General features: G+C 38.5%; 29 protein-coding genes. 11 read left to right on the forward strand and 18 right to left on the reverse strand.

Annotation, left to right across the window (positions count from 1 at the left end):
• From QZT69_RS00155 to QZT69_RS00165, 3 genes are all read left to right on the forward strand, one after another.
• Positions 1-482 (forward strand): hypothetical protein (locus tag QZT69_RS00155; protein ID WP_294669266.1); only part of this gene is annotated, 482 nt, incomplete at its 5' end.
• Positions 483-494: 12 nt separating this feature from the next.
• Entirely contained in the window at positions 495-2,696 is a 2,202-nt protein-coding gene (locus QZT69_RS00160) for an AAA family ATPase (RefSeq protein WP_294669269.1), read from the forward strand.
• Positions 2,677-3,663: an HNH endonuclease domain-containing protein gene (locus tag QZT69_RS00165; RefSeq protein WP_294669273.1), complete on the forward strand. Its 987-nt coding sequence runs from the start codon at positions 2,677-2,679 to the stop codon at positions 3,661-3,663. Before QZT69_RS00160 ends, QZT69_RS00165 begins: the two co-directional genes overlap by 20 nt.
• Positions 3,664-3,720: 57 nt before the next feature.
• Here QZT69_RS00165 and QZT69_RS00170 read toward each other — a convergent pair whose 3' ends face one another.
• On the reverse strand, positions 3,721-4,098 hold the full coding sequence (locus QZT69_RS00170; RefSeq protein WP_294669275.1) for a hypothetical protein: 378 nt from the start codon (positions 4,096-4,098) through the stop codon (positions 3,721-3,723).
• 77 nt (positions 4,099-4,175) lie between these two features.
• Positions 4,176-4,451: a transposase gene (locus tag QZT69_RS00175; protein WP_294669278.1), complete on the reverse strand. Its 276-nt coding sequence runs from the start codon at positions 4,449-4,451 to the stop codon at positions 4,176-4,178.
• A gap of 98 nt (positions 4,452-4,549) precedes the next feature.
• Between QZT69_RS00175 and QZT69_RS00180 the strand changes: the two genes are divergently transcribed.
• From QZT69_RS00180 to QZT69_RS00190, 3 genes are all read left to right on the forward strand, one after another.
• Complete coding sequence (locus QZT69_RS00180; protein WP_294669282.1) at positions 4,550-4,801, forward strand: helix-turn-helix transcriptional regulator; 252 nt, start codon at positions 4,550-4,552, stop codon at positions 4,799-4,801.
• Between the two features lie 25 nt (positions 4,802-4,826).
• Positions 4,827-6,728 (forward strand): hypothetical protein, encoded by a 1,902-nt coding sequence (locus tag QZT69_RS00185; protein WP_294669285.1) that lies wholly within the window; start codon positions 4,827-4,829, stop codon positions 6,726-6,728.
• Positions 6,729-7,204: 476 nt separating this feature from the next.
• On the forward strand, positions 7,205-7,549 hold the full coding sequence (locus QZT69_RS00190) for a hypothetical protein (protein ID WP_294669288.1): 345 nt from the start codon (positions 7,205-7,207) through the stop codon (positions 7,547-7,549).
• On the opposite strand, the gene QZT69_RS00195 is transcribed toward QZT69_RS00190, so the two are convergent.
• Genes QZT69_RS00195 through QZT69_RS00210 form a run of 4 tightly spaced genes read right to left on the reverse strand, consistent with a single transcriptional unit; the run spans position 7,550 to position 11,842 of the window.
• Positions 7,550-8,497: a TniQ family protein gene (locus tag QZT69_RS00195; RefSeq protein WP_294669291.1), complete on the reverse strand. Its 948-nt coding sequence runs from the start codon at positions 8,495-8,497 to the stop codon at positions 7,550-7,552.
• Positions 8,498-9,379 carry a TniB family NTP-binding protein gene (locus QZT69_RS00200; RefSeq protein ID WP_294669293.1) on the reverse strand — a complete coding sequence of 294 codons (882 nt, stop codon included), beginning with the start codon at positions 9,377-9,379 and terminating at the stop codon, positions 8,498-8,500.
• The gene (locus QZT69_RS00205) at positions 9,366-11,249 is read right to left on the reverse strand and encodes a Mu transposase C-terminal domain-containing protein (RefSeq protein ID WP_294669295.1); all 1,884 of its coding nucleotides are present in this window, start codon (positions 11,247-11,249) and stop codon (positions 9,366-9,368) included. The genes QZT69_RS00200 and QZT69_RS00205 overlap by 14 nt, the downstream gene beginning before the upstream one ends.
• Positions 11,249-11,842: a TnsA endonuclease N-terminal domain-containing protein gene (locus QZT69_RS00210; RefSeq protein WP_294669297.1), complete on the reverse strand. Its 594-nt coding sequence runs from the start codon at positions 11,840-11,842 to the stop codon at positions 11,249-11,251. Before QZT69_RS00210 ends, QZT69_RS00205 begins: the two co-directional genes overlap by 1 nt.
• Positions 11,843-12,119: 277 nt before the next feature.
• Between QZT69_RS00210 and QZT69_RS00215 the strand changes: the two genes are divergently transcribed.
• On the forward strand, positions 12,120-12,662 hold the full coding sequence (locus QZT69_RS00215) for a DUF1353 domain-containing protein (RefSeq protein ID WP_294669299.1): 543 nt from the start codon (positions 12,120-12,122) through the stop codon (positions 12,660-12,662).
• 444 nt (positions 12,663-13,106) lie between these two features.
• Here QZT69_RS00215 and QZT69_RS00220 read toward each other — a convergent pair whose 3' ends face one another.
• Together QZT69_RS00220 and QZT69_RS00225 are read right to left on the reverse strand one after the other, a co-directional pair.
• A complete protein-coding gene (locus tag QZT69_RS00220) occupies positions 13,107-13,790 on the reverse strand; it encodes an RluA family pseudouridine synthase (RefSeq protein WP_294669302.1) in 684 nt (227 codons plus the stop codon).
• A gap of 98 nt (positions 13,791-13,888) precedes the next feature.
• Entirely contained in the window at positions 13,889-14,623 is a 735-nt protein-coding gene (locus QZT69_RS00225) for a hypothetical protein (RefSeq protein WP_294669304.1), read from the reverse strand.
• A gap of 185 nt (positions 14,624-14,808) precedes the next feature.
• Here QZT69_RS00225 and yihA point away from each other — a divergent pair, with 185 nt between their 5' ends.
• The gene (yihA, locus tag QZT69_RS00230) at positions 14,809-15,420 is read left to right on the forward strand and encodes a ribosome biogenesis GTP-binding protein YihA/YsxC (protein WP_294669306.1); all 612 of its coding nucleotides are present in this window, start codon (positions 14,809-14,811) and stop codon (positions 15,418-15,420) included.
• Positions 15,421-15,436: 16 nt separating this feature from the next.
• Here yihA and QZT69_RS00235 read toward each other — a convergent pair whose 3' ends face one another.
• The gene (locus QZT69_RS00235; protein WP_294669308.1) at positions 15,437-16,447 is read right to left on the reverse strand and encodes an NAD-dependent epimerase/dehydratase family protein; all 1,011 of its coding nucleotides are present in this window, start codon (positions 16,445-16,447) and stop codon (positions 15,437-15,439) included.
• A gap of 149 nt (positions 16,448-16,596) precedes the next feature.
• Here QZT69_RS00235 and QZT69_RS00240 point away from each other — a divergent pair, with 149 nt between their 5' ends.
• A complete protein-coding gene (locus QZT69_RS00240) occupies positions 16,597-16,908 on the forward strand; it encodes a hypothetical protein (RefSeq protein ID WP_294669311.1) in 312 nt (103 codons plus the stop codon).
• Here QZT69_RS00240 and QZT69_RS00245 read toward each other — a convergent pair.
• A complete protein-coding gene (locus QZT69_RS00245) occupies positions 16,905-17,264 on the reverse strand; it encodes an MGMT family protein (RefSeq protein WP_294669313.1) in 360 nt (119 codons plus the stop codon). The genes QZT69_RS00240 and QZT69_RS00245 overlap by 4 nt on opposite strands.
• Positions 17,265-17,441: 177 nt before the next feature.
• Here QZT69_RS00245 and QZT69_RS00250 point away from each other — a divergent pair, with 177 nt between their 5' ends.
• Entirely contained in the window at positions 17,442-17,765 is a 324-nt protein-coding gene (locus QZT69_RS00250) for a T9SS type A sorting domain-containing protein (RefSeq protein ID WP_294669315.1), read from the forward strand.
• Between the two features lie 86 nt (positions 17,766-17,851).
• A complete protein-coding gene (locus tag QZT69_RS00255; protein ID WP_294669318.1) occupies positions 17,852-18,223 on the forward strand; it encodes a DMT family protein in 372 nt (123 codons plus the stop codon).
• Between the two features lie 122 nt (positions 18,224-18,345).
• Here QZT69_RS00255 and QZT69_RS00260 read toward each other — a convergent pair whose 3' ends face one another.
• From QZT69_RS00260 to QZT69_RS00295, 8 genes are all read right to left on the reverse strand, one after another.
• Complete coding sequence (locus QZT69_RS00260) at positions 18,346-18,933, reverse strand: sugar transferase (protein ID WP_294669321.1); 588 nt, start codon at positions 18,931-18,933, stop codon at positions 18,346-18,348.
• Positions 18,933-20,144 carry a DegT/DnrJ/EryC1/StrS aminotransferase family protein gene (locus QZT69_RS00265; RefSeq protein WP_294669324.1) on the reverse strand — a complete coding sequence of 404 codons (1,212 nt, stop codon included), beginning with the start codon at positions 20,142-20,144 and terminating at the stop codon, positions 18,933-18,935. Before QZT69_RS00265 ends, QZT69_RS00260 begins: the two co-directional genes overlap by 1 nt.
• A 35-nt stretch (positions 20,145-20,179) precedes the next feature.
• Complete coding sequence (locus QZT69_RS00270; protein WP_294669327.1) at positions 20,180-21,205, reverse strand: glycosyltransferase family 2 protein; 1,026 nt, start codon at positions 21,203-21,205, stop codon at positions 20,180-20,182.
• Between the two features lies 1 nt (position 21,206).
• Positions 21,207-22,280 (reverse strand): non-hydrolyzing UDP-N-acetylglucosamine 2-epimerase, encoded by a 1,074-nt coding sequence (gene wecB, locus QZT69_RS00275; protein ID WP_294669330.1) that lies wholly within the window; start codon positions 22,278-22,280, stop codon positions 21,207-21,209.
• A gap of 15 nt (positions 22,281-22,295) precedes the next feature.
• Positions 22,296-23,066, reverse strand: coding sequence for an AglZ/HisF2 family acetamidino modification protein (locus QZT69_RS00280; RefSeq protein ID WP_294669333.1), 771 nt, complete (start codon positions 23,064-23,066; stop codon positions 22,296-22,298).
• On the reverse strand, positions 23,066-23,683 hold the full coding sequence (gene hisH / locus QZT69_RS00285; RefSeq protein WP_294669336.1) for an imidazole glycerol phosphate synthase subunit HisH: 618 nt from the start codon (positions 23,681-23,683) through the stop codon (positions 23,066-23,068). The genes QZT69_RS00280 and hisH overlap by 1 nt, the downstream gene beginning before the upstream one ends.
• Before the next feature lie 91 nt (positions 23,684-23,774).
• Positions 23,775-25,043 (reverse strand): lipopolysaccharide biosynthesis protein, encoded by a 1,269-nt coding sequence (locus tag QZT69_RS00290; protein ID WP_294669340.1) that lies wholly within the window; start codon positions 25,041-25,043, stop codon positions 23,775-23,777.
• 41 nt (positions 25,044-25,084) lie between these two features.
• Positions 25,085-25,566, reverse strand: a 482-nt coding sequence (locus QZT69_RS00295; RefSeq protein ID WP_294669343.1) for an NAD-dependent epimerase/dehydratase family protein, incomplete at its 5' end; no start/stop codon positions are given.

The raw sequence follows: 25,566 nt of genomic DNA on the forward strand, positions 1-25,566 counted from the left end.
AAATCTGGCAACAGCAATGTCTTTCGCCTGAATTGGAGACAACAATATTTACCATGTTGCAGGAAGTAAACCAATTTATGAAAGATACAGCTCCTGGAGGGCTCATAGGCGAATGGGCAAAGAAAGAAGATTGCTGGAAGCGACTTAAAATCTGGGAACCGCTAAGTGAATTCAAAATTCCAGAGGAAGAACTATACGATGAATTTGAATGGAAGGAGCGAAATAATTCTTCTGAAGTATCTCTCGAACAGATAAAAGCGATGATGGAACAAGTGAAAAGCATCGACCCGGATGGTTGGATCCAAATTGAAAGATGGGGAAAAGCCACAGGAATATTCGATGTTGTGCAATCCGGATTTATCTGGAAAATCGTTCGGAAACTTGAGGGAAATAAAACTATTGGTGATAAGGATTTGATACGTGCTCATGAACTTATTCTTCAAATTGGAGCAGAACAGTTACAAGAGTTATTAAATAATTAATAAACTATTCACATGAATGGATTTAAGTTGCTGGCTATTCGAGCGCTTGGAGAAACGCCGGATTATATATTAAAGGGCCTAAAGAAAGATATTCTTTATAAATTCTATCAGAATTATCAGTTTATTAGTCCCTCTGACTTTAATGTTAATGGATCTGATGCCATCACAAGTATAGTTTGTGATGGAGGGATACCTGAATTGCTTTATAGTAGTAAAAAACCATACATCAGTATATCAGCAGTGGTTGGTAAAAATGGAAGTGGTAAGAGTAGTTTGAATGAACTTATTTATTTGTTTAACTTCTTGATCTCAGCTTCTAACGAATTAGAAATGATCAAAGAGACAGATCCAATTACAAGAGGCTATTTTTCAAAAATTGAGAAACCCGTTGCTTATACGGACATTGAACAACTTCAATATATTTTCAAGCATACACATATTGATCTTTTTTATGAATTATATGGGATGTTTTACAGAATGACGTACAGATATGGAGCTGTTGAAAATGAGTGCTTAAGCCCTCATATTAAAGAAGAAAAAACTTCCAACACACCCTTGGATGAAAAGTCTCTTAAGAGAAAAAAACTATTAACTGATTTTCATTATACAGTAGCAGTCAATTACTCTTTATATGGCTTGAGCGGTGGAACTGATATGTGGTTGAACCCTCTGTTCCACAAGAATGATGGATACCAAATTCCAATAGTGATTAATCCATACCGAGAAGATGGAGGCATTAATGTAAACTCAGAACGCCATCTTGCACAATCAAGATTGCTATCTAATATTGTAGACAACCTAAATTCCACCCCCATTATTGTGTCGAAAAAGAAAATTGAAAAAATTGAATTATTGATTGTTCCTGAAGAGTTCGATTCAATCTGGCACATGCCCATGAATCGAATTTTGAAAAAATTAAATGATAGACATAAGCTAGATATGTTCTCATTTTTCAATTTGATTTCCAAATCAATAATCGGCAAAATATTGCTAAGTTCTCAAGCTGTTTCCGAATTGAAATCTTTTCTGGATGAACTAAAAAAAGATTCAAAATCAAAGTATTTGAGACAAGAATATGATACAGAAATATCAACTTTACAAATTAAATATTTCCTTGTAAAATACGTAGTAAGAAAGGTTTTCAAGATATGTATTCAGCAACGTGAGTATAGCTCTAAGTTTCTGGAAAATGATTTATCAAAAGAAATCAAAGAACCTTTTTCACTTAAAAATCTGAAAAAACTTGGGAAAGCTCTTGCAGATGATAAAAGTCATGTAACACTTAAGTTGAAACAAGCACTAAATAGTATAAGTGCTTCTTGCTTTTTCGGAAATTGGGAACGTTCTATAAACCCAAGAAATCCAGAGCATATAGCATTTAAAACAACAATTATGTTTGATATGTATCGTGATGCAGTAGAAGAAATTCGAAAAAACAACTCAAGTTTAAGCAAGGAAAGTCTTGAAGCAATACCAAATGCAATGTATAAACCAACCATTATGGTAAAGGATTCTGAAGTTGATCGAGCAGAATCATCATTTGACAAATTGAGTTCTGGAGAACAACAGTTTATACATACATTCCAAACAGCAATTTATCATTTAAGAAATCTGAACTCCGTCCATAATTGCGGGGATAATACAAAGATCGCCTATAAGTATGTAAATCTTATTTTTGACGAAATTGAGTTGTGCTTTCACCCAGAATTTCAGCGCACCTTTATTCATGAACTGCTAAAGGGAATAAAACGTACCAAATTGCCGAAAATTGAAGGAATAAACATCATTTTTTCAACACACTCCCCATTTATTTTATCTGATATTCCTATGCAGAACGTACTTAGGTTAAAAAAAGGATTGCCTGATAGTACTCCTACAATTAATTCTAAAACATTTGGAGCAAATATTCACGAATTGCTTCATAACGATTTCTTTCTGGATAAAAGTTTTATTGGTGAATGGGCAAGACTTGAGATTCTATCAGTCGCTAATTATCTTACCGGAAAGAAAAAAGAATGTAAGTTAAATGATAATGAATTACAATCATTTATTTCAATGATTGGTGAACCATTAATCCAAATTCGTTTGCAAGAATTGTTGGAAATCAAAAAGGGGAAAATATCGAAGTCCTCAATGCTTAATAGAATAAAGGAATTGGAAAAAGAAAATCATCTATTAAAATCAAGAGATCAAAATGCGACGAATAAAAATTGAGAGTCAATTACACCTTTTTGCAGATAATTTTTCCATGCAATTATTCAGTACAAGAAGAAATACTGGAAATAACGCTTTTACTTTTCCAATTGACTTAATTACCCGCCTAAAATTAAAATATCATTCCAGCCCAAGAGAATATGATTTTCTTTTATTTCTTGAATACAATTATTTTGACATTCTAAAATGCACACCTTCTATTCAGGAAAAACTAATCGAGTACGTTGATTCTGTGTATTCTAATTTGTTTTTTGAAAATAATAAAGCTACTTTCTTTAGCGATGAAGTTGTGAATGCCTTGAGATATGATGCTTTGAGAGAAAAAGAAGGTTTAGCAATGATTGATTTTATAGGCACAAAGACTTGTATCTATTGTAATGCGCAGTTGGCTGTTGTTGTTACTAAAGAGAAAGAGCGAAAAGCACGATTGGAGCTGGACCATTTTTTTCCAAAATCTCGTTACCCCTATTTATGCACATCATTTTTCAATTTACTACCAGTTTGTTCCAATTGTAATAAATCAAAAAGTAATGAAAAGGTTTCTTTAAAAACACATTTTCATCTATATACTGAGACGGATGAGTTAGAACAATTTCATTTTAATTTGAATGAGACTGGATTGATTAATTATTTCTTAGAGAAAGATTTTAAGCATTTAATTGTAGAGTTTAATGATGGAAAAAATGCATCTGTTGAAATTGCTGAAAAACATAATTCACTTTTCGCAATTAAGGGTGTCTATGAAACGCAAAAGGATATAGTAGAAGAATTAGTGTATAAAGCAGAGGCTTATAGCAAAGCAAAAAAAAGGGATCTAATCATGTTCAAGCAATTATTTCCTAATAAAGCAATTATTGACAGAATCCTAATCGGCAATTATGTGAATAATGTGGATATTCATAAACGCCCATTAGCAAAATTCACGCAAGATATTGCAAAGCAACTAGGTTTACTACCTGAAAACTAAGCACCATTAATGTAAATAGAAACCAATCTTTGATTTTAGATCAAAAAGACCAAGACATTAATACTTCCAAAAGTCATAAATTGTCTCATGCCCATCAATAACAATATACATAGTCATGCGTTTTTTACTTGGATTGAGGTAAATCCTTGAATCTTTCAGTAAAGCATGATTTGGTAAAGCTCCGCTTGGCAGCATATCCTGGTAAGCGCTATCAGCATTAATACTTAGGCGAAGTTCATCCTTTCTGCCACGATCTGATTTAGCTAATTTGATATCAACAGTTCCCTCGGTAGAGCCTCCTTTCCAGGACATTGTTTCTTTTTCACTATCGATCCAGATCTTAATTGTTTCATACAAGATTTGAGTGGAGCTGTCTGTATAAATACAAGGAGATGGATACGGCTTTTCAAAAGTTCCATCTGCAAATCTTAGCATTCTTTTCTCCCTACAGCCAGAAAGAGAAATGAGACTGAATAGACAGATGAACAGGGAAACTAATTTCAGTGAAGGTTTCATTTGTTTAAGAATTTGGCCAGCTCATAATTATGAGCTGAAAGGTTAATATATAATCGTCTTAATACTTCATTCTCTGATTCTAAATCCGGAATAGAATCGGCAATTGGATCTGCTGAATAATTAGCTTGATTTCCGAACTTGTACTTCCAGGAATAAAAAGTTGGAGGGGTAATATCATACTTCTCACAAATAGTTCTTACAGTGAGCTTCTCAGTCACTCGCTCATTCAATATTCTACGCTTTTGATCATCATCATATTTTGACTCGAACATAATCAATCACTTTTTCAGCAAAAATAAATAATTCTACTTATAAATAGACTATTTATCAGTAGTTGATTAAAAAGTCACATTCAGAGTTATTTGTTTTCATGGAGAACAAACCAAAACGAGAAGAAATAAATCAAGAAGCGCTTGAAAGATTTGGGAAAAGATTACGGGAAATTCGAAAAGCAAAAGGTTATAAAACGGCAGAAGCCGCTGCATATAAACTTGAAATACAACGTGCTCAATATACCCGCTATGAGTCCGGGAAATCAAATCTCAATTATTTGACAATGATCGAAGTATTAAACAAATTGGACATTCCCATTTCCGAATTCTTTGCCCAAGGATTCGATTAATTAATTTTCACTACACTATTCATAAATGCACCCACTACATCTTCCAAAGGACAAGAAATGGCGCGTTATACGTATCAACGGAATTCGTTTAAAGAATTCCAAAGCATATTATGTCTGTAAAGCCAGCTTTCAAGAAATCACGCAATCAAATCCTTCTCCCAAAAAGATGGCATCAAGCCGTTACCAAACTATTGAATTCAATCTAAGCCAAATAAAGTTTTTTCCACTCGGATCAGTTTGGGAGAATGATAAAATGATTGAAGGGGTTGACTACTTCGATACGTTTACTATGAAAAATAGTGAATTATTCAAAAGCAATACTTCACAATCCTCAAGTCCTGATGGAAAATATATTCAAGATAAGTTCCATCCTGCTGTGAACACGAATTCCGGCAATTATCTTTTTCGATCATCACTGTGCATATATGAAAGTCAAAAAGGCTTTTCCCTTACAACGGACGGAAAAACATATACTACTCAATTCATTGCATTTCCCTGCTATGAGATTGCCAGACACTTTTTCTTCAGTATTGGAATCTACAATAGTAAATTACTTCAGTCAAACCTGGCAAACAGCTTTCATAACAAGTTATTTGACAACGATAAAACCTTATTGAGTAGAAATGAACAACAACGGGATCAATTACATATCAGACTAAAATCCGGGGTTCCCTACAATAAATACCTGAGCGTTGCAGATCTTGCTTCTTCAGAAAAATTTCGTGACTTGGCAATGAAAATGCAATCCTTCCTAATCAAAGAAGAAATTGATCCGTTCGAGGATTTGCAGTTACCCATATCGACATTTAAAAAACTTTCCTTTAGTGCAAAAAAGGTCCAACGCGAGGATGGAACCTGGGGACTATTGGTTTTTGCAATTTTGAACTGTAGTGGTTACAGAAATTTTACCGAAGTGGAAGTTGATCATGAGACACCAAGTAAAAAGAAAACAGCTGATGAAGAGACCGAGGGTAATACAGAAAACTCAAACGAAGTAATCAAAACAATAAACACCGGAACTCCGGAAGATTATAACGAGGAAGACTTAACGAACAATGACTTGGATCCACTTATTGAAGAAACCTCCCAATTAATGAAATCATTTGCCGAAGATTCTGAAATCATTCCTTATTCTAAAGTAAATGAAGAACCTAAGGCAAATAGAGCTAAAGATTTAATCATCATTGAGACAAAGGCAGATGAACGAGCCCTGCAAACAGAAGAAAGTGATAAAAATAGTAATGTTCATCCAATCCAGTTTGAAGAAGATCAAAAAGAGAAAATCAAATATGATCAAAGCCAGCCAAGAGATGAATCTGAAGACTCGGTAATGTATAGAGATCGGTTCTTTCAGGATTTTGAGAAAATTGTCGAACGAATCTCATCACAATTAAAGATTAACTACGACGAACGTTTTGCGATAAGGTATGCGGATGAAAATTTAAATTTCGATACAGATCCGGAAAAATTCAAATTATACAATATGATGTCCGGAACCAAGCCTTCATTCCTTTTTAGAAACAACACTAAACGTTCGCGATTAATTTATCTGATTGAATTCAAAATAGATGAACGCTATGTATATCTTTTGGAGCCTGAATTTGAATCTGGTGATTCAACAACAACAACTTTGACTCTTCATAAGACTTCCCATTTAGCTCTTTCAAAAGATGAAATTTGCAAATTTTTCAACGTTTACATTTCCGCTGAAGGAGTGAGAAAACGAATCTTAGAAGATGATTATATCAGAACTCATTTCATTATCGATGCAACAGATCATTATATCATCAAAACCGAAAAAACAATCGAAAAGGATACCTTAGGGAAAGAAATAATTGTCGCAAAAAATCAAGATATGACAGTAAGGGAAGCACTTTCCAAACATGCGGACAAAATATTACGCAAACTAATAAAATTAAAAATATAGATTTGTATCATGATTAATCACTATAATAAAGTCGCAAAAATTCTTTTGGAGACAGAACATCCAATAACCATTTATAAACTTTCAGTTATATCAAACATCTCAACGGTAGAACTAACGCAAATTCTTAAATTTTTTGTTGCTCAGAATTATTTGAAATACAAGGACGATTGGAATAAAATCTTGTTAAACGATAATATAAGAAACAAATGATCTGGCTACATTACATTCTTGTATTTCTCATTGCGTTTTTATTAAGCACCACTGAAATATTGTTTGGTAAATACAAATTGAATTATACCCTACTTATCAAAAAACCTAAATTTCTGATTTTCTACGGACTCTTTTATAGTAGTATTGGTATAATAACTTTGTGTTTAATTGATTATTACCAACTTAAAATTAATTCCATTGAGCTATCTGACTCTCCATTTATTACATCTATTATTATTGGATTAACAATTAAATCAATTTCACGAATGAATCTGTACACAATTACTTCTGGAGATAAGGAAATTCATGTGGGATTCAAACAAATCAGTAAATACTTCGATAATATCACCCTAAAAAGAATAAACGATTCTGTCGATGATAAATTGATTGAAAAGGTTAAGGAAACTAAAAGACTAATTAATCAAAAATCAAACGGCATTGTCGATGGTTTAATAAACCGCAGCCTACCAACCGACTATCCGAAAATTCAAAAAGTTGCATTCATGAAAGAAGTTTCTGAAATGACAGATAAATTTGATAAACTTAGGCATTTCGCATCTAAATTTGGAAGTCATAAATTAAAGACCCTCAGAAATTTAATTGATGAATAGTTATTCGTTTATCAACAACCGATGAAAATACCACTCCGGCGGCTCCACAAACCCTCTCAACCAAAATGCTTTAACAGAAAGGTGATTGCGTTTGGTTTTGGATATAATACCAGGGAACTCATCAAAAACTTCAAACGCTTTATCAATGAAATCGGCCCGGAGAATGGAATTAACTTCCAGGAACCGGGACCGGTCTCTTGTTTGAATGAGGTATTTCAGATCTGTTTGACGCTGATACTCAGAAAAAGCCCTTTGAGCGAAGTAATGGAGTACAACCAGGTAATCCTCAATTGAGCAGGGTAAATTTGCTTTCCCGGACATTAGATTCAAAACCCGGTTTGCAACGACTTCATGCTTTAGGGAAAGAGGAATAACTTCACCTATCAGATTATTGCTGCAGTGAAAGCAAAAACGCAAAGCATCCAGCGGATCTTCTTCGAATTTTGGGATATCGGGATGGAAATAAACAATTGGGTAATCACAAACAGAACAATGATCCTGAAGGTAAACCCGGCATTCCGGGCAAAAGAAGAACAAAGACAAGCGCCAATGTATTCGGTGGTAAGCGATTTTATCTCTGGACCAGCAACCAGGACAAATCCGCAGTCCAAATGCTCCAATCTTTTTTCTAGTACTTGCAATCAACCAGGGAACAAACTTTCGATCCATTAACTTGTCAAAACCTGATAACTTGGGATTCATGAGAGTGAAGGATCGCAAGTTCTTTGATGGAATTGGCGTGAACCTGGAAATCTCTTGAAGGAGAAGCTGACAAGGATTAACATCGAAATCTATCTGCCTTAGTAATTTGGGGGCAACTCTACCTTCAAAATAGGTCTGTAGATCGCAATAATGAGCATTTGCTAAACGAAACATCCAGGAAGTCAATGATTCCTCTTTGAGCAGAGGAACATAAAGTAGACTGGTTTCTCCGGGTTGAATAATCACTTAACGCAAGAGTTCACGACTTCGGCGAATAGACGGAGCATTCCAACTAATTTCGGAAAGTGTCTTCAAGGTAATTTTCTCTCTTCCGGATTGGATTTCATGGACTGCAGCTTTTCGAACTATTTTAACAATCTCGCCCAGCAATCCTTCGCTCATTTCCAGGATCTTCAACGCTAGCTTTTCTTCTATTAGGTTGGATGGTTCTCTTAAAGCAATCACTTTCTCCAAAGAAGCCAGCATTCGGAGATATTCCGTGTCATATTTCCACTTTCCTAAAATCACTTTATCAAATCTGTTAGCAAGCTGATCATCTGAATTAACAACATAGAATGCATCATTTGTTCCAGAACCAACAATTGAAAGCTCCAGCTCATTTGCAATAAATTTGATTACCTGCAGGAATTCACGTTGTTTAGCAGAACTGCCTAACAAGATATTGTGGAGCTCATCCAGGATCAGAATTTTTACTCCCAATCTCCGCATTCCTCCGATAACAGCAGATTGCAAGTATTCAACCCTTCCAGAACTTTTATACGGAACATGCAGCTTATCCAATATCGAAATGTACAACCGTTTTTCACTCGGAACCGGTGGACATTGAATCATCATTACCTCCATTACAATTCGCTGATAAGATGTATTTGACTGAGGATCGATAGCATCAACAAACCGAGGTGGATTCATTGACTCAAACCGTTTTCCGATCAAAGTCTTCCCGTTGTTGGTATCTCCAATGATCAGAAGATTTGGCATCCGGTGCGTTCTTGGAAAAGCAAGCAGCTCTTCCAGCATCTTGATCACCTCATTTGCTTTAGAATATCCAATCCATTTTGCTTTTTGGATCTCCAAAATCCGTTCATCATTTAAATCAAATGTTTTCATCTATGTCAAAAGGTTTTATAGCAGATAAGTCAATTTCCGGACGAGAAGAATACGTTTGTTCAGAAGCAGTTGCAGGAGTAAACTCCTCTACTTTTCTAGCTCGATTCTCCCGTTTAGCTTCGCGTTTGTTTTTTTGTGCCCTGGTTTCAATTTCTTTCATTCGCTCGATCGCATCAAATATAAGATCCTTGTTGATCTCCGCTTTTGGATTCGTTTTTCGAATATAACGCAGGGCTTCACGATGTTCCCAAATACTTATCCCAGGTCTGCTCCTGTCTTCCAAAAACACAGAAACATACTTCTTCTCAGTTGGATCAAAGAAATAGATCTTACTAATGTCTCGTGGATCCCTTTTAAAGACAAACTTTGTAGGCGTTTTCGTTTTCACAAAACTATCCCCTCGAAAAGATACCGAATCGTAAAGGTATCTCTTGAAAACATCGTGATAATAAGTGATGTGATCAATCGTAACACCGGTTCTCCGAATGGTTCGTTCAAAGTACGGCAGGAAATCCAGCTTCACCTTCTCCTCGTCTAATGATAATGTCTGTAAACCAATTCCCTCAAACTGTGCAGAACCAAAGATTCCTTCTGCATATCTAAGAATTGGAGCTGTACCAATCCCTTCATGGATTCTTTGGTGGTACTTGTCAACTATATAGGTGTAAAGCCATTCCTCTAGTTCAACCAGTGTCATAATGGCCTTAGCTTCGCTATCATAATTTTGCCGGTATTTCGGATCAGAAAAAGTGGCTCCTGGTAATGCATGAGTTTCCTTCGCAAAAGTTCCCAATAGTCGTTCAATATATCCTCCCCAGTGCGGTTTCGTAACGGGTCTCCAATTGATTGAAATGCCATATTCCTTACATGATCTCTTCAACATATTACCTCTAAACTCCTTGGCGTTATCCATGTGGATGGAACCCATTACTCCATAAACAGGCCAGTCACCTTTCAAATTATACTTAGCTAATAAATGGTCCTTAGGGAGAATCGAATTCGAAAGACAAATACCGGTGCCTAATGATCCCGGAGGATCCATTGAAATATATAAGCCCGTTATCATCCGGCTAAACACATCTATTCCCACTGTTATACAAGGTCTTCCGATAGGTTCACGATCCCTATCGGAAACAACAATAATATCTAACAACGTATGATCGATCTGCACAACATCCAATGGGTGTTTAGCTAATGAAAAAGTACCTGGAGCCGGACCAACTTTTCTATCTGTCAACACTTTTCCCGCCCGCTTCTCCAGTTTTTGTTTTTGGCTGTATCTTGCAATCCTGTTTCTGATGGTATTCTCATGAGGCGCATTAATCCCTGCATTACGACATCTCAGTTGAACTTCTTCTACCACTTTTGTTTGTGATTTCTTTTGAGAAGTCATGTAAACATCCCTTATCGTGTCATTGATGATCAGTTCAAGTGTTTCATCCAAACGACTCTTTCCCCTTCCTCCGGGTTTATCCAGGGGAGCCAATGACGAAACCATACCGGTTACATTGTAATCGTTCAACCAGCGATAAATTGTCACCATACTGATATTATTCTCCTTCGCAATTCCTTTGATCCACTCTGTTCTATTTGGGATAGTTTTCCTTTCATGATCAGCTCTTACAATAGATTCAATAATGGAAAAACGCTGCTGTGCAATTTCCCAATCTTTGTCTGAAACTCCCTCAAGAAAAAGTGGCTCTTCAGAACTCTCTTCATTTGAAGTCATCAGCTGAGACAACTCTACAATCTCAAGTTCTTGTGTGTGAACATTACGCACAATTCCCTTTTTGAAATCCAGGAATTTCTCTAACAAAACCTTCTCGGAATTGTAGTAGTATTGTTTCCCGACGTTTTTTCTTTCTTCCATTAATCAACAATAGATTTTATAGTTGTGGGCCATATTTCCGTTTTCATCGTGAGTTTTTGAGTCGTGTCACAATTAACCTCTCCGATCTTTATAGCGTACCAAAGAGCATATAAACAACGGCCCTTCACATTGAAATGAGCATCTTTCAACGTTAACATAAATTCCTCCGGAGTAGTGAATCGCAGATCTTGCATGGTTTTCATCATTCGTGCGTAACAACCCTGATCGACCATATCGTATTTATAGCGCATCAGGAATTTCGCGTTCTCTAGGAATGTCGTCCGTATATAATCTTCAGTGATCAACTTAAACTCCCAGCCCTGCTGTTTGCAATAATCCATGGCCGCTTTAAACTTCATCTTGTACTTAGGAAGATTGTCACGGAGATCTGCTTTATACTTGACTTCACAAAGCCATGATTTAAAATTTTCGTTTTCGTGGAAATGAACAAGAAAATCAGGAGTATAAGTTCGCAATTTTTCACCGTCCCAATATTCAATCACCAGCGGCTGCTCCTCATAATAGTTAACCAACGTATGGAATTCCAGTGCAATTGCAAAGTCCTTTTCCAAACTGGACTCGAACCAAATCATCGAGTTAGTTTTTTCGCTTGCAAGCAATCCTGAGAGTGATTGATATTTTAATATGAGTCTTCTTTTTGCCACGTTTTCAATTACTTCACTCAATTTATACCTTTTTTTCATCTTCTTCTGTATTATTTTTCAACAACTTCTGTGGGAATGGGTGGATTTCGGGCAGATTTTTTTCATTTCCTTCTGGAACTGACATTTTCACCTGACGAAAAAAAAGCAAGAAACCTTTGTAAACTGTTAATTTTTAATAGTTTTAAGGCATTAACACTATTTACTTATGGAACAATTTATCGGAACACCACTTACTTTATGGGAAGGAGAACGAAACATGAAACTGATGGAAGATTTCGGTTTCATTGACAGCTCCGGAAAAACCTGGCTGGCACCGAAAGGAAGTTTTCTAAATGGAGCCACCATTCCAAAACCTCTATGGAGCTCTGTCGGATGCCCTTATGTTGGACCTTATCGGTTCGCGTCCATTATTCATGATTATTTTGTAGGGGAAGGCACCAATCCTGATCCTATCAGCTATAATGAAAGACGGGCCGCCGACAAAATGTTCTATGAAGCCTGCATTTATGGCGGATGCTCCAAGCGATTCGCAGGAATTCTTTACATCGGGGTTACGATCGGCTCCTGGGCCAGCAAATCAAAAAGCATTCTGCGGGCTTACCAGCAGAAATCGGTTGAAAACATTGAAACAATTCCTGAAGATATATTGATTCAATTAAAATTCGATCAGGCAGTTCTTGAACTTGATCCGCAACTGGATCATATTAGTTTTGAGGAGCTTGAATTACAAGTTCATCAAATTATTTGATACAAAATCGTTTTACTTGCGGAAAACCACATTTGCATTTTCAGTATTTATACGGTTGCACAGGCTTTACAAAGTATTTACCTTTGTCATACACTATTCGCAAAAAGAGTCGGAAAACTGATTTGGGCACACCGTTTGTCAAGGAAACAGGAGCGTTGTCTGGCAGGTATTAGATGACTTTTAAAAAATTGAATATGACTGGGAAATTTAGAACAACAAATTAATTTTCCAGTCTATTCACCAGGAAGACACTATTCGATACTAAAGATAGAAAGTACTTGCTATTCAAACAGCGCAAAATAGCAAGTCTTTAAGATACTCTTACGCAAGAGTTAGTTAGGTTAAGTTGTAGTAGAAAAGCCTCGGTAGCGATATCGGGGCTTTTTCTTTTTTGCTTCAAATGCAAGCTGTGCCTTATTGGAGACAAGTAAAACAAGCATGCTGTTAAGGCTCTAAAAATGTTCTCCAAAAATCAGGAAGCGGTACCTGCAAAGCGATTTGACCACCTGCAAACGGGTGTTCAAACTTCAAACTATTGGCATGCAGGAACAATTCATGGATCCCAAGCTCATTTTGAAAATAATGGTTGTGATGCCGATTCCCGTATTTGGGATCATTGATAATCGGATGAGCTATCTTATTGGCATGAATGCGTAATTGATGCATTCTCCCCGTTACGGGAATCATTTCCACCAAACTGTAACGCTGCTTTTCATAAGGAGGAATAACATAATCCCTGTCAAAATGCTCCAGGCATTTGAATAAAGTTTTGGCTTCCTTATAATTCCCCCGGTCATTTTTCACCGGTGAACTGATCTCTCCTTCAGCTTCCAAATGACCCCGCAACAGCGCCAGGTACTTCTTCTCGATTGCCCCGTTCTTAAATAAACTCTGGAAATCAGACACCCAGGCCGGTTGTTTTGCAAACAACAGCAATCCGGACGTTTTTCTATCCAGGCGGTGCACCGGACAAGCTTCAGACCACCCCTGCTCCCTGATCAAATCAGTCAAGGATGTTTCTTCGATGTTCCGCGCATAGTAAGAATGGTGTACGATCAGGTTATTCGGCTTAAAAACTACCAAACACCATTCGTCTTCAAAAAGCACTTTAACTGATTCTTTGTTCAAAATTCCCACTTAAGCCCGCAAAGGTATTCCGAAAATTCAGAAACAAAAAACGTGGAAGATAACTCTCTCCCACGTTTACAGGTTGGTTTTGGTTTTAATTATTCGATTGTAACGGCCAATTGGTTCACACGTTCTTTTCCGAAGTAATAATTCTTCCCGTTAATTGTTGCCTGCATTAATTTGTAAGGAACAATCATCACCACCGAACTACCAGCGCTTAATCCGCTCAACTCAGAAGCCGAGAATGTACAGGAGTTAGCACTTCCAACGACTGTTTTAGATACATTCCCCACCATAAACAGGGTAGAATCAGCTCCTGAAACATTAGATGAAGTCAACGTATAACCGTTTGCTCTGTTTACAGTAGCAGAACTTGTAATTGCAGACCCTGTTGGGAACACCAGCGAACCCGCATCGTAGGTAAATCCGGTATGTCCGCTTCCTCCTGCAACAGACCAATCCGTAGCGGAAGAGAAATCCAATCCGGTAGGCATTGTTTGACCCGGGGTAAAAGTATATGCATTATTAGAAGCTTTTGTCAGGTTTTGGGAATTCACCGAAACAGCACCCACATCTACTAAATCAGTTGTTCCGTTCATAAAAACCCCCACCGCAGTGCCGATTTCAATAGTAAAGCCCTGAACAGTACTGGAAGATTTGATCGCCCACATAACACCGTCGGCGTTGGCTGGCACAGGCGTTGTGCTCCCTGCCGGTGTACTTACGGGGGCTGGCGTCGGTTCTTCAGGGATAATATCTTCTTTTTTACAGGCAGACATAACCACACTCAGCGAACAGAGCAAAACAAATAAGGTTGTTTTTGAATTTTTCATAGGATATCATTTATTGGTTACCGCAAACTTATCCCATCGAAAGAAACCATTCAATACTTCATTTGCCGTATTTTACTACAGAATGAAAATGAGAGCGAGAATGAGGATTCCATGCTCTTGTCCGAAACTCAAACCGATAAAAGCCAAATTATTCTCGTAACTTTGCAGCCAAATACAAATGAGCAATGATTATCAAAGAAGCCAAATTCGTTATCAGTAATACCGATATTAAACTTTGTCCGACAGATGGCAAACCGGAATATGCATTTATCGGAAGATCGAACGTAGGAAAATCTTCTTTGATCAACATGTTAGTCGATAAAAAGGACCTTGCCAAAACCTCCGGAAAACCGGGAAAAACACAGTTAATCAATCACTTTTTAATCAATGATGAGTGGTATTTGGTCGATCTTCCGGGTTACGGATATGCAAAAGCCTCCAAATCGAGCAGAAATCAGTGGGAAAAATTCATTTCCGAGTATTTGACCAAGCGTGAAATGCTGATTAACATCTTTGTTTTGATCGATTCACGTTTGGAACCACAAAAAATCGACCTGGAATTCATGACCTGGTGTGCTGAAGAACAGCTGCCTTTCTCCATGGTCTTTACCAAAATTGACAAACTTTCCAGCTCAGCGCTTCAGAAAAACCTTGCTGCTTATAAAAAAGAAATGTTGAAGTATTGGGAAGCCCTGCCTCCGGTATTTACGACTTCCAGCGAATCACAATTCGGACGTGAAAAGCTTTTGAATTACATAGAACAGATCAATACCGATTTATTTAACAGCAAGAACTAATTCAAAATATTGAATACTAAAACCGTCCTTTTATTGTAATAGAGATGGTATCTTCCAGTTTAGTAAATTCAAAATCCGGAAAATCACGCTGCAGTTTTTCATTGGAAAATTTGGAATCATTTTGCGAGCTCCGGGCACTTTCTTTGGTGATTGTAGGTCTTTTCCCCCGGATCCTTCCGATAATTCCTGATAAACGCCAGGCTAAACCCGTTAAGAATGGTCCTGCCAATTTAGATGGAGCTTTAACACCCAACTGCTTACAAATCTGATCGAACAATTCTTTGAACGTCAAATTGGAACCGGTTACCAGGTAGCGTTCGCCTGTATTTTCCGTTTCAATAAGTCTTAGGATCACCGCTGTAACATCCCGCACATCTACAAACGCATTGGAACCCTTCGTATAGTACTTCAATCCTTCATGGAGGGTTCTAAAGATTTTGAGTGAGCTTTCTTCCCATGAGCCGGGACCAAACATCACACTCGGATTTACAATTGAAACATTCAAGCCTTCTTCACTTGCCCTCCAGACTTCCTTTTCCGCACTGAATTTTGACAGCGAATAACCGCTTACCTCATCATTAGGATTCCATCTGTTGCTTTCGCGTTTTAAACCATCGGTAAATTGAGAATCACTTCCTATAGCTGCAGTGGAAGACACATGAATGAATTGGCTAACATTAGCATCCAGTGCGAAATTGACCATATTGGCGGTTCCACGTCTATTGACTTTGAAAAGCATATTAAAATCCCTGCGGTGAAAAGAAACAAGAGCTGCACAGTGAACCACTTTTGCGATTCCAACCAGAGAATCCGCCACATCTGACAGGTCAAGAACATCTCCCTTAAACCAGTACAGATTTTGAAGCAGCGTCTCTTTTTCTTCCGGATAATAAAAATCCAGTAATCGATAAACAACCTGTTTCCTTGTCTCATCACGATATAGCGCTCTTACCTCATAGCCTTTATGAAGCAATTCAACCACTACATGTGATCCGAGAAGTCCAGTTGAACCGGTTACCAAAATCATGCTTTTACAAATGTAAGCAGGATTCTTGAGTGTAAAATGGAATGGTGTGTTTATTAATTTGAATATTTTATCAGAAAAAATGAATATTTAACTGTTTTGGGAAAACAACAGATTTTTTTAATTAATTGAATTGTGCTTACCTTTGATACATGAGATGGAAAAATCTACTACAAGTCATTTCAATTCTTGCGTTAATGAGTTCATGCCAGTCGGAATATGAGCGCCAGGTTGAGCATGCAAAAAAATTAGTCGAGAAAGAGCGGAACTTACTGAACCAAATGGGAGAAATGGAAACCATTTCTTACAGTTATGCGGCCCTTGAAGCTATTCAAAAGGAACTTTCATTCCGCGCACATCTTTCCGGGAATGAAGAACTCTTCAATGAACAGATTGCTGATTACCGCAGTGATTGCGAAATCAGGGTTAGTGATGATCAAAAACTTATTTCAAAGTTCCCTTAGTCAATCTTCAACTCCGTTAAGGGGTCCCAAAAAACTTCTTTCCAATTAACGATTTGGTCGTTCTCAACGGAAATACCATCCATGAGAAGCAGTTCTTCCATTTGTGTGGGTGTTTCAAAATGCATTTTTCCTGTCAACATGCCATTTCGATTTACCACTCTCTGAGCAGGTACATCCGGAATATTATGCGCGGCGTTCATTGCCCAGCCAACCATCCGGCTCCCACTTTTTGCACCCAGGTATTTGGCAATGGCACCGTAAGAAGTCGCTCTTCCCTTCGGGATTAATTGTACAACCTGGTACACCCGGTCAAAAAAATCGGCATTTGCTTCTGAGAGTTTAATGGGTTTTACCATGCTTTAAAAGTAGAAAATGTTCAAAAAGGTTCAAAGGGTTTAAAGCAAAATACTTTTAAGGGGTTATTTGAACTTTTGAACTTTTGAACTTTTGAACTTTTGAACTTTTGAACTTTTTTATCGAAATAATGTAACATTCAAAATTTTCGGGAATTATAAGGTTAAATCCAAAATACCATGAAAACCTTAGTTTTACTAAGTGGACTATTCCTTATTTCCACTTCGTTACACGCACAAATGTCGGAACCACCGGAAGAGAGTCAATTATTACCTTCCTGGGACTTAAAAGTTTATCCGAATCCAACCAGTGACTTATTAATGGTTACTTCCTCTATCGAGATTAAAGACATTACTTTGATCGATCTGAACGGCCAGGTTTTGAAAAATCATGCGATGCCGAATTGGTGTTTCTCATTACATGATCTTCCGCAAGGATGGATTTTTGTATACATCGAGAGTGTCGACGGACGTATCGAAAAGAAAAACGTTTATAAGAATTGACAATATCGGTAGGTACACAATGCATTACGTACCTACCTTCTATCAGAGTTCATAAGCATATTTTACATTTGTAAGAAAAACGAATCATGAGAGCGCTTCTTACCATTGCATTACTGCTTATCTCCAATTCATTCATGACTTACGCCTGGTACGGGCATTTAAGGGAAAATCCGGAGGCAAAGAAAACCGGTTTTTGGGTGTTCGCCACAACGATCCTGATCAGTTGGGGAATTGCTTTTTTTGAATACATTTTCATGGTTCCTGCAAACAAACTGGGATACCAGGGAAATGGCGGTCCGTTTTCACTTATACAGTTGAAAATTATCCAGGAAGTTGCTTCCATACTCATCTTCATGGTCTTTTCCCTGATCTTTTTTAAGGATGAAGCTCTCAAATGGAATCACGCACTGGCTTTTTTGCTGATTTTGATTGCGGTTTATCTGGTGTTTAAGAAGTAAGGTTCAAAAAGAGTTCAAATCTTCTTCGTTCTTCGAACTTCGAAGGTTCAAAGAGTTTAAATATTTCATTTGAACATTTGAACATTTGAACATTTGAACATTTGAACATTTGAACATTTGAACTATTTAACCATTTTCAAAAACGTCAGCCACATAATCTTGATATCCTGTCTTAAGGTTGGATTTGCGATGTATTTTTTATTCAACGCGATTTTGGCCGGCATAATTTCATGGATGTAAGTTTCCCGCGGGTTTTCAGATTGGCCCAGCAACTCATTCTCCTTGAAATATTCCAATGACGCATAATCGGTAATCCCTGGTTTTACAGAAAGTACCTCACGCTGTTCCGGTGTATACAGATCTACGTATTCCTGCACTTCCGGGCGCGGACCAACCACACTCATTTCCCCCATTAAAACATTGATAAACTGCGGAAATTCATCGAGCTTTGATTTGCGGATAAAGTAGCCCACCCGTGTAATTCTCGGGTCGCGCATGCCAACTGTCAGTTTTCCCAGCTTATCCGCATTAACACGCATGGTTCGAAATTTCCACAAACAAAAAGGAATACCGTTCTTTCCAACACGCTGCTGCCTGTAAAAAACACCACCCCTACTTTCGCAAAGAATCGCAATGGATATCAGGATCCCGAATGGCAGAAAGAGCATCAGCACCAAGAAAGAAACGCATATGTCAAAAAGACGTTTCATTATCCCATCACTTGTTTTACTGCATTTTTAACAGCCCGGATTACGATTTGTACTTGTGCATCCGTCAGGTCAAAATAAACCGGCAAAGTAATCTCATTGGAGTATTTATCCCAGGCTTCCGGGTAATCTTCCATCTTGTAACCTCTGCTTTTGTAAGCTGTCAAAACAGGAAGCGGTTGAAAATGAACATTCACAGAAACATCCTGATCAAAGATTGCCTGAATAATTGCATCTCTTTGCTGCTCTGAAGCACCTGCTATGCGAAGCTGGTATAAATGATAGCAGGTTTCGCGTTTCTCATCCTTCATTTTCGGTAGAACCGCCCAGGATTCATTTTTCAATCCTTCGTTATAAGCCAGGCAAATGGCTTTTCTCCGGTCTAAATTCTCCTGGAAACGGTCCAGTTCCACTAAACCGATTGCCGCCTGAATATCTGTCATATTGCATTTGAATCCGGGCTCCGTTACGTCATAGCGCCAGTTGCCCTTCTGAGCTTTCGCCAAAGCATCTTTATTTTGTCCGTGAAGGATCTTCACGCATAGGTCTTTGTAAATTTCGGCGTGATCAAACCCATCAGGCAGGTTAATGGACATGGTACCTCCTTCAGCCGTCGTAAGATTTTTTACAGCATGAAAAGAAAAACAACTTACGTCTGCAATTGCTCCCGAGCGTTTTCCGCCATAAGTCGCACCGAAAGAGTGCGCGGCATCTGCTGCAACCAGGATACGTCCCAATTGTTTTTGGAAGTCCGAATTCGGCTGGAACATGCTTTTGATCTCCGGATCATTCACAATTTCAAAAATCCCATCATAATCACAGGGAAATCCTGCAATATCAACAGGCATAATCGCTTTGGTTCTTGGAGTAATTGCTTTCCGGATTGCTTCCACTGAAATATTAAAATCATCCGGATTGATATCTACCATCACCGGTTTTGCACCTGTATGTATCACTACGTTTGCCGAAGCACAGTATGTAATCGCAGGAATGATCACTTCATCACCCGGACCGATTCCCCACCAACGCAGTACTACTTCCATTCCCGCTGTCCAGGAAGAAACGGCAACCGTGCATTTATTGCCACAATATTCGGTCAATTGTTTTTCGAACAGCTTTGTTCTCGGACCGGTTGTGATCCAGCCGGAAGTTAAGGCACTTGTTACCTCATCGATTACGCGCTGATCTATGCGGGGCGGTGAAAATGGAATCATTTGGAAAATTTAAATTCAAAGGTAAAAAATAGTTTTTATCGGGACATTTTTTTGTACTTGTCCCCTGGCTTCTTATTAGCAATCAAAAAGGCTGCTATTCCTTTCAGGTATCCCCAACCGTAACTGATATGCAGGATGGGAAAAATGATCAGGATTTTATTGAATTCAGAAACTCCTTCGGCAATTTTTGTGGTCACCAGCAGGTCCAAAAGCACATAGAGTCCCAGGAACCCAAGCCCTATCATGCCAATTAGCGGATGGACCAAAAATGAAAACGGGAGGAGTATTAAAAACAATACAAATAACGGCGGAACCAACTGCCGAAGTGTCGTAACAGCTTTGTGTTTCTTATTTACATATACTTTCCAATAGCCATACTGCATGAATTGTTTCCACAGTTGTTTCAAATTTCCACGAACGTAATATTTAAGATGAATACCCGCATGAAAAAAAATCTTACCTCCGTTTTTCGAGACCCGGTAGTTAAAATCATCGTCCTGATTGCGCACCAATTCTTCGTCAAAATACCCAATCTTCTCAAAAACCCACATCGGGTACATCGGGCTGGTAACTGTATCCGTATAACCCGATTCGTTTAACGTCCGGAAATTCCCCAATCCCATTCCAAAACTGGTCGACATGGCTTTCGCAATGTGTTCCCCTGTTTTATTGATGTATTGGTTAACGATCTTTCCACCGACACACCAGGTAGCGGAATCGGTTTGCAATTGGTTCAGACATTCGCTCAAATAATTCGGGCTTAAAATATGTCTTGCTCCGACAATCTGGATGTAATCAGCAGCCATATCCGCATAAATACCCAAATTAAATGCATATGGAGTCAATTGCCTGGTATTATCGATCAACTTCAGGGTTTCGTATGTCGCCTGTAATGAATGAATCTTTTCGCGGGTTCCGTCATCAGACATTCCATCCACAATAAAAACGGAAATCTGCACCTGATCGGAGATTTGTGATGCATAAATTGCATGGATACATTCTTCGATATAAATACTTTCATTCCTGCACGGAATAATGACAGACAACTTGATTGTATTCATTTTAATTCTTTAGTGTATTACGAATAATGGCTGCAATTTCAGCAGCAGCATTTCCTTTTCCAAAATAATTGCCTCTCTCTTCATGGGGATTAAAACCCGTAATGGCACCAACTATTTTTTGTTCGTCTGCACCAACCAGCACATTCCAGCCATTCTCAACAGTTTCCAGCCATTCGGTTTCTTCTCTCAAAGTTATACAGGGCACCCCCAGGAAAAAGGCTTCTTTTTGGATTCCACCACTGTCTGTCACTATCTTTTTGGCAGATGATTCAAGCATTACCATATCCAGGTAGCCAAGGGGATCAATAACCTGAATATGATCTGCAAGCTGTATCCCATAAACCTGCAGGCATTTTTTTGTCCGTGGATGAAGCGGCAACACGATTTTCTCTCGAACGGCATTCAACCCGTTTACTATTGATTTTAACCGTTCCGGATCATTGGTGTTTTCTGCCCGATGGACTGTACAAAGAATGTATTCCTTTTCGGAAAGCCCCAAAGTTGACAAAATAGTGCTTTTTTTCCTGGCAATATCACTGAAATACAAGATTCCGTCATACATGACATCTCCCACCAGGTGCACACCACTGCTGATTCCCTCATGTTTGAGGTTTTTCACTGCAGTTTGTGTGGGCGCAAACAATAATTGGGATATATGATCGGTTAAAATGCGATTTTGCTCTTCGGGCATGGCCTTATTAAAACTTCTAAGACCAGCTTCCACATGAATAACCGGAATAAGCATTTTTGAAGCGGCCAAAGCTCCCGCTAACGTAGAATTCGTATCACCGTAAACCAGCACAAAATCCGGCATTTCGGTTTCGAGTACTTCTTCGATTTTTGTGAGCATTGCTCCCGTCATAACCCCATGTGACCCCGAACCTATTTCCAAATGGTATTTTGGTTTGGGAATATGGAGTTCTTCAAAGAAAACATTCGACATGTTGGGATCATAATGCTGACCGGTATGCACTAAGATTTCTTCAAAATGTTCACTGAATACAGAAGAAACCGCCGCAGCCTTAATGAATTGAGGTCTGGCTCCGAGTATTGTGACAATTTTCAATTTTCCCATCGAGAACAAAATAAGTTATTTCCTTTGAATACTTGAATAAATTCTTTTTAAAGCGGTCTGATCCGGGTAAGAAATCAATACCGCCTGATGTCTTCCATAGAACACAAACATACTTCCCGCCGCAACTGCAGAAGCCCCGTTTTGAACACCTTCACACAAATGTTCCAATGTTCCTGCACCGCCACTTGCTATAATCGGGATTTTCACAACCTTACGAAGCGTACGGACCAAATCCAGGTCATAACCATTCTGCATTCCTTCTCTATCGATCGAATGGACCAATAACTCACCAACGCCGAATTTCTCTAATTCCTGTGCAAAATCAATCGGATCTTTCTGTATTAGTTTTGTTCCCGACCGCGTATAGAGTTGATAACCGATGGCTGTTTTTTGAATATCCAGTGAAACACAAATAGTGGAACTTCCGAATTCTACAACCGCTTGTTTTACAAATGCCGGGTTCTCTACCGCTTCGGTTCCAATGATTACTTTTTCAATCCCGATTTGGATGATCCGGCGAATATCTTCCATAGTTTTTATCCCTCCTCCGTAAGATAAAGGCATAAAACATTCTCCCGAAATTTCTTCCAGCAGCTGAAACGGGATCGAAGTTCCTTTGACAGAAGCATCCAAATCCAGGAAAACCAATTCATCCACTTCTTTTTCATTGAAAATCCGGACGGCATTTAACGGATCGCCGATATATCTTGGATTTTGGAACCGTACGGTTTTTACCAAAGCTCCGCCCTGAAGCAAAAGCACCGGAATACATCTTGGTAAAGCCATTAGAAATGTGAAACAAAATTGGTTAATAACTGCATGCCGTGCTTGTGGCTTTTTTCCGGATGAAACTGAACCCCTGCAATGTGCTCTTTTTGGACAGATGCGTCAAAAGAATGGATGTAATTTGCTTCCAAAAGAACTTCTTCGCGGTTTTTACAGCTGACATAATAGGAATGGGCAAAATAGAACTTTGTTTCATCATCGAATCCTTTTAAAAGCTTACTACCGTTGTTCTTAACAGAAACATATTCCCAGCCTAAATGCGGAACCGGAAACAATAGCGGGTCGGGAGGATTGAATTTTTTACTTTCCAGTTCGAGCCAGGACAACCCAGGAAGGCTTCCTTCCTCACTTTTTAAACCAAAGAGCTGCATTCCCAAACAAATTCCCAAAATAGGTACTTTATCCGTCAATATGCGCTGGTTCAAAACCGGGATTAATTCCCTTTCACGCAGGTTTATCATACCCTGATCAAACGATCCTACTCCCGGAAGTATCAACTTGTCTGCTTTTAAAACGGTTTCTTTATCGCTTGAGACAACTGCATCAAATCCGATAAACTCAAGCATGTTCCGGATCGAACCCAAATTTCCCAAACCATAATCTACAATTACTATCATACAAGTTCAAAAGGTTAAAAGTGTTCAAAAGGTTCCAATTCATCAAAATTCCACGTTTGAACTTTTGAACTCTTGAACTTTGGATCTACTATCAAATATACTGTTTATGCCCATCCGCATGCATCCTTTTGGTCATTCTCAAAAAGAGCAGAATGATCACCAGGTAAACAACAGAGAGCAGGATTGAATTAAAACCCAGTATCCAATGGAAAGGGTCAAAACTACGATTTGTGATCTGAAATTTATCCAACAGGCTCAACAGGATTGGAAGCACCCCGAAATTGAAGAGCTGGAAAAACGCAACCGCCAATCCGAAACCAAACATGAGTTTCTGCTTTGACAAAACAAGCGACAAAGACGAAATCGGGGAAACCATAAAATTCAACATCAGTGCCGGAGCCAGTATTTCTGCTATTCTTCCTGCTTCAGCCCAACGTTCTCCGAAAACAAATCCGAACAATTCACTTCCGAAAAAGAAAAGCACCGTAAACGGAACAATGGAAAGAAAGAATAATGTTCGAATTGTTTTAAGCGTCAATGCATAAATTGATTGTTTTTTATGAAACATTTCGGAGCTCTTATTGAAGAAAACCTGTCCCAACGATTGTCCGAATAATCCCAAAGGCAACTTCAGCATCAAATAAGCATAGCTATACGAACCGAATGTCCCCTTGCCGTAAAACTCAACAATCAACGCTGCCAATGCCAGATCAACCGCCAAATCAAGTAAAACATGCGGCAGGTAAACAGCCGGATATGATCTGTATTCCTTTGCCAGGATGCGCATTCTTCTCAAATCAGCGGTAGAAGCATGACCTTTCTTATTCGATAAAAAGGTTTTTACGAACGCAAAAATGGACAAAAACGAACCAAGCAATGTTCCGAAGATCAATCCGAATGCTCCCCAATTCAACACTCCAAAGATCAAACGGAGAAAATTCACGGAAACAGAGTTCACCATGCGCTGAACAGAAATCTGTCTGAAAAGTTTCTTCCGGACAGACCAATTCGTTCCCAGATTGATCCAAACACTCACATAAGCGCTCAATACGGAAACAATCAGGAAGACATAATTAGAGAAATTGTAAGGCTTAAAGAGGAAATAGGTCATTCCTACTAAAAAAACTGCAGTCAATACGATCAGTGAAATCCGAAACGATAAGCGGTACAGTGAAAATGCATGATTGTCCTGTTTAGCTATCGGCAAGGTTGCTTCATAGCGTGCAGTAGCAATGGCCGCAATAAAAGCCACCAAACGAGTATAAACTCCCAACTCACCCATGTCGGCAGTGGAATAAATCCGTGTAAGGACAGGATAAATGAGGTAAGCGATCAACTGAGCAATTGCAGTACCTGTCATTAAAGTAAGTACTGATTTTACAAAGTCAGATTTGAGCGCTTTTATTTGCATTGTAACACATGACGAAGGTATTCGTTGATCCCTTCTTCAAAAGTATATACGGGTTTATAATTCAAATATTGCTCCATCTTAGCTGTTGAGGCCAATGAATCTTTGATATCACCTTTTCTTGGCGGACCATAAGTCAGAGTATGTTTCGGTGTCATTCCCAATTCTTTCAATCCTTCCTGCAGGCTTTCAATCACAGTATTTAAAGTCAAACTGCGCCCGCAAGCTACGTTATAAACTTGTCCGAATGCCTGATCATTCTCTGAGATTAGGGACAGCAGGTTTGCGTGAATTGCATTTTTCACATAAGTAAAATCACGTGATTGCTCTCCATCTCCGTTGACCACGATCTCACCACCCCGGAGCATTTTATCCAAAAATTTCGGAATAGCGGCAGCATAAACACCATTCGGGTTCTGGAAAGGGCCGAATACATTGAAATAACGCAGACCAATTGTTTCCATACCATGCAATT

Source organism: uncultured Fluviicola sp. (assembly GCF_902168135.1).
Taxonomy (GTDB): Bacteria; Bacteroidota; Bacteroidia; order Flavobacteriales_D; family Crocinitomicaceae; genus Fluviicola.

Bases quoted from the DNA above. Each gene is read 5' to 3' on its own strand.
- QZT69_RS00160 (WP_294669269.1), top strand. From the start codon at position 495: ATGAATGGATTTAAGTTGCTGGCTATTCGAGCGCTTGGAGAAACGCCG.
- QZT69_RS00165 (WP_294669273.1), top strand. From the start codon at position 2,677: ATGCGACGAATAAAAATTGAGAGTCAATTACACCTTTTTGCAGATAAT.
- QZT69_RS00170 (WP_294669275.1), bottom strand. From the start codon at position 4,098: ATGCTAAGATTTGCAGATGGAACTTTTGAAAAGCCGTATCCATCTCCT.
- QZT69_RS00175 (WP_294669278.1), bottom strand. From the start codon at position 4,451: ATGTTCGAGTCAAAATATGATGATGATCAAAAGCGTAGAATATTGAAT.
- QZT69_RS00180 (WP_294669282.1), top strand. From the start codon at position 4,550: ATGGAGAACAAACCAAAACGAGAAGAAATAAATCAAGAAGCGCTTGAA.
- QZT69_RS00185 (WP_294669285.1), top strand. From the start codon at position 4,827: ATGCACCCACTACATCTTCCAAAGGACAAGAAATGGCGCGTTATACGT.
- QZT69_RS00190 (WP_294669288.1), top strand. From the start codon at position 7,205: ATGAATCTGTACACAATTACTTCTGGAGATAAGGAAATTCATGTGGGA.
- QZT69_RS00200 (WP_294669293.1), bottom strand. From the start codon at position 9,379: ATGAAAACATTTGATTTAAATGATGAACGGATTTTGGAGATCCAAAAA.
- QZT69_RS00205 (WP_294669295.1), bottom strand. From the start codon at position 11,249: ATGGAAGAAAGAAAAAACGTCGGGAAACAATACTACTACAATTCCGAG.
- QZT69_RS00210 (WP_294669297.1), bottom strand. From the start codon at position 11,842: ATGATTTGGTTCGAGTCCAGTTTGGAAAAGGACTTTGCAATTGCACTG.
- QZT69_RS00215 (WP_294669299.1), top strand. From the start codon at position 12,120: ATGGAACAATTTATCGGAACACCACTTACTTTATGGGAAGGAGAACGA.
- QZT69_RS00225 (WP_294669304.1), bottom strand. From the start codon at position 14,623: ATGAAAAATTCAAAAACAACCTTATTTGTTTTGCTCTGTTCGCTGAGT.
- yihA (WP_294669306.1), top strand. From the start codon at position 14,809: ATGATTATCAAAGAAGCCAAATTCGTTATCAGTAATACCGATATTAAA.
- QZT69_RS00235 (WP_294669308.1), bottom strand. From the start codon at position 16,447: ATGATTTTGGTAACCGGTTCAACTGGACTTCTCGGATCACATGTAGTG.
- QZT69_RS00240 (WP_294669311.1), top strand. From the start codon at position 16,597: ATGAGATGGAAAAATCTACTACAAGTCATTTCAATTCTTGCGTTAATG.
- QZT69_RS00245 (WP_294669313.1), bottom strand. From the start codon at position 17,264: ATGGTAAAACCCATTAAACTCTCAGAAGCAAATGCCGATTTTTTTGAC.
- QZT69_RS00250 (WP_294669315.1), top strand. From the start codon at position 17,442: ATGAAAACCTTAGTTTTACTAAGTGGACTATTCCTTATTTCCACTTCG.
- QZT69_RS00255 (WP_294669318.1), top strand. From the start codon at position 17,852: ATGAGAGCGCTTCTTACCATTGCATTACTGCTTATCTCCAATTCATTC.
- QZT69_RS00260 (WP_294669321.1), bottom strand. From the start codon at position 18,933: ATGAAACGTCTTTTTGACATATGCGTTTCTTTCTTGGTGCTGATGCTC.
- QZT69_RS00265 (WP_294669324.1), bottom strand. From the start codon at position 20,144: ATGATTCCATTTTCACCGCCCCGCATAGATCAGCGCGTAATCGATGAG.
- QZT69_RS00270 (WP_294669327.1), bottom strand. From the start codon at position 21,205: ATGAATACAATCAAGTTGTCTGTCATTATTCCGTGCAGGAATGAAAGT.
- wecB (WP_294669330.1), bottom strand. From the start codon at position 22,280: ATGGGAAAATTGAAAATTGTCACAATACTCGGAGCCAGACCTCAATTC.
- QZT69_RS00280 (WP_294669333.1), bottom strand. From the start codon at position 23,066: ATGGCTTTACCAAGATGTATTCCGGTGCTTTTGCTTCAGGGCGGAGCT.
- hisH (WP_294669336.1), bottom strand. From the start codon at position 23,683: ATGATAGTAATTGTAGATTATGGTTTGGGAAATTTGGGTTCGATCCGG.
- QZT69_RS00290 (WP_294669340.1), bottom strand. From the start codon at position 25,043: ATGACAGGTACTGCAATTGCTCAGTTGATCGCTTACCTCATTTATCCT.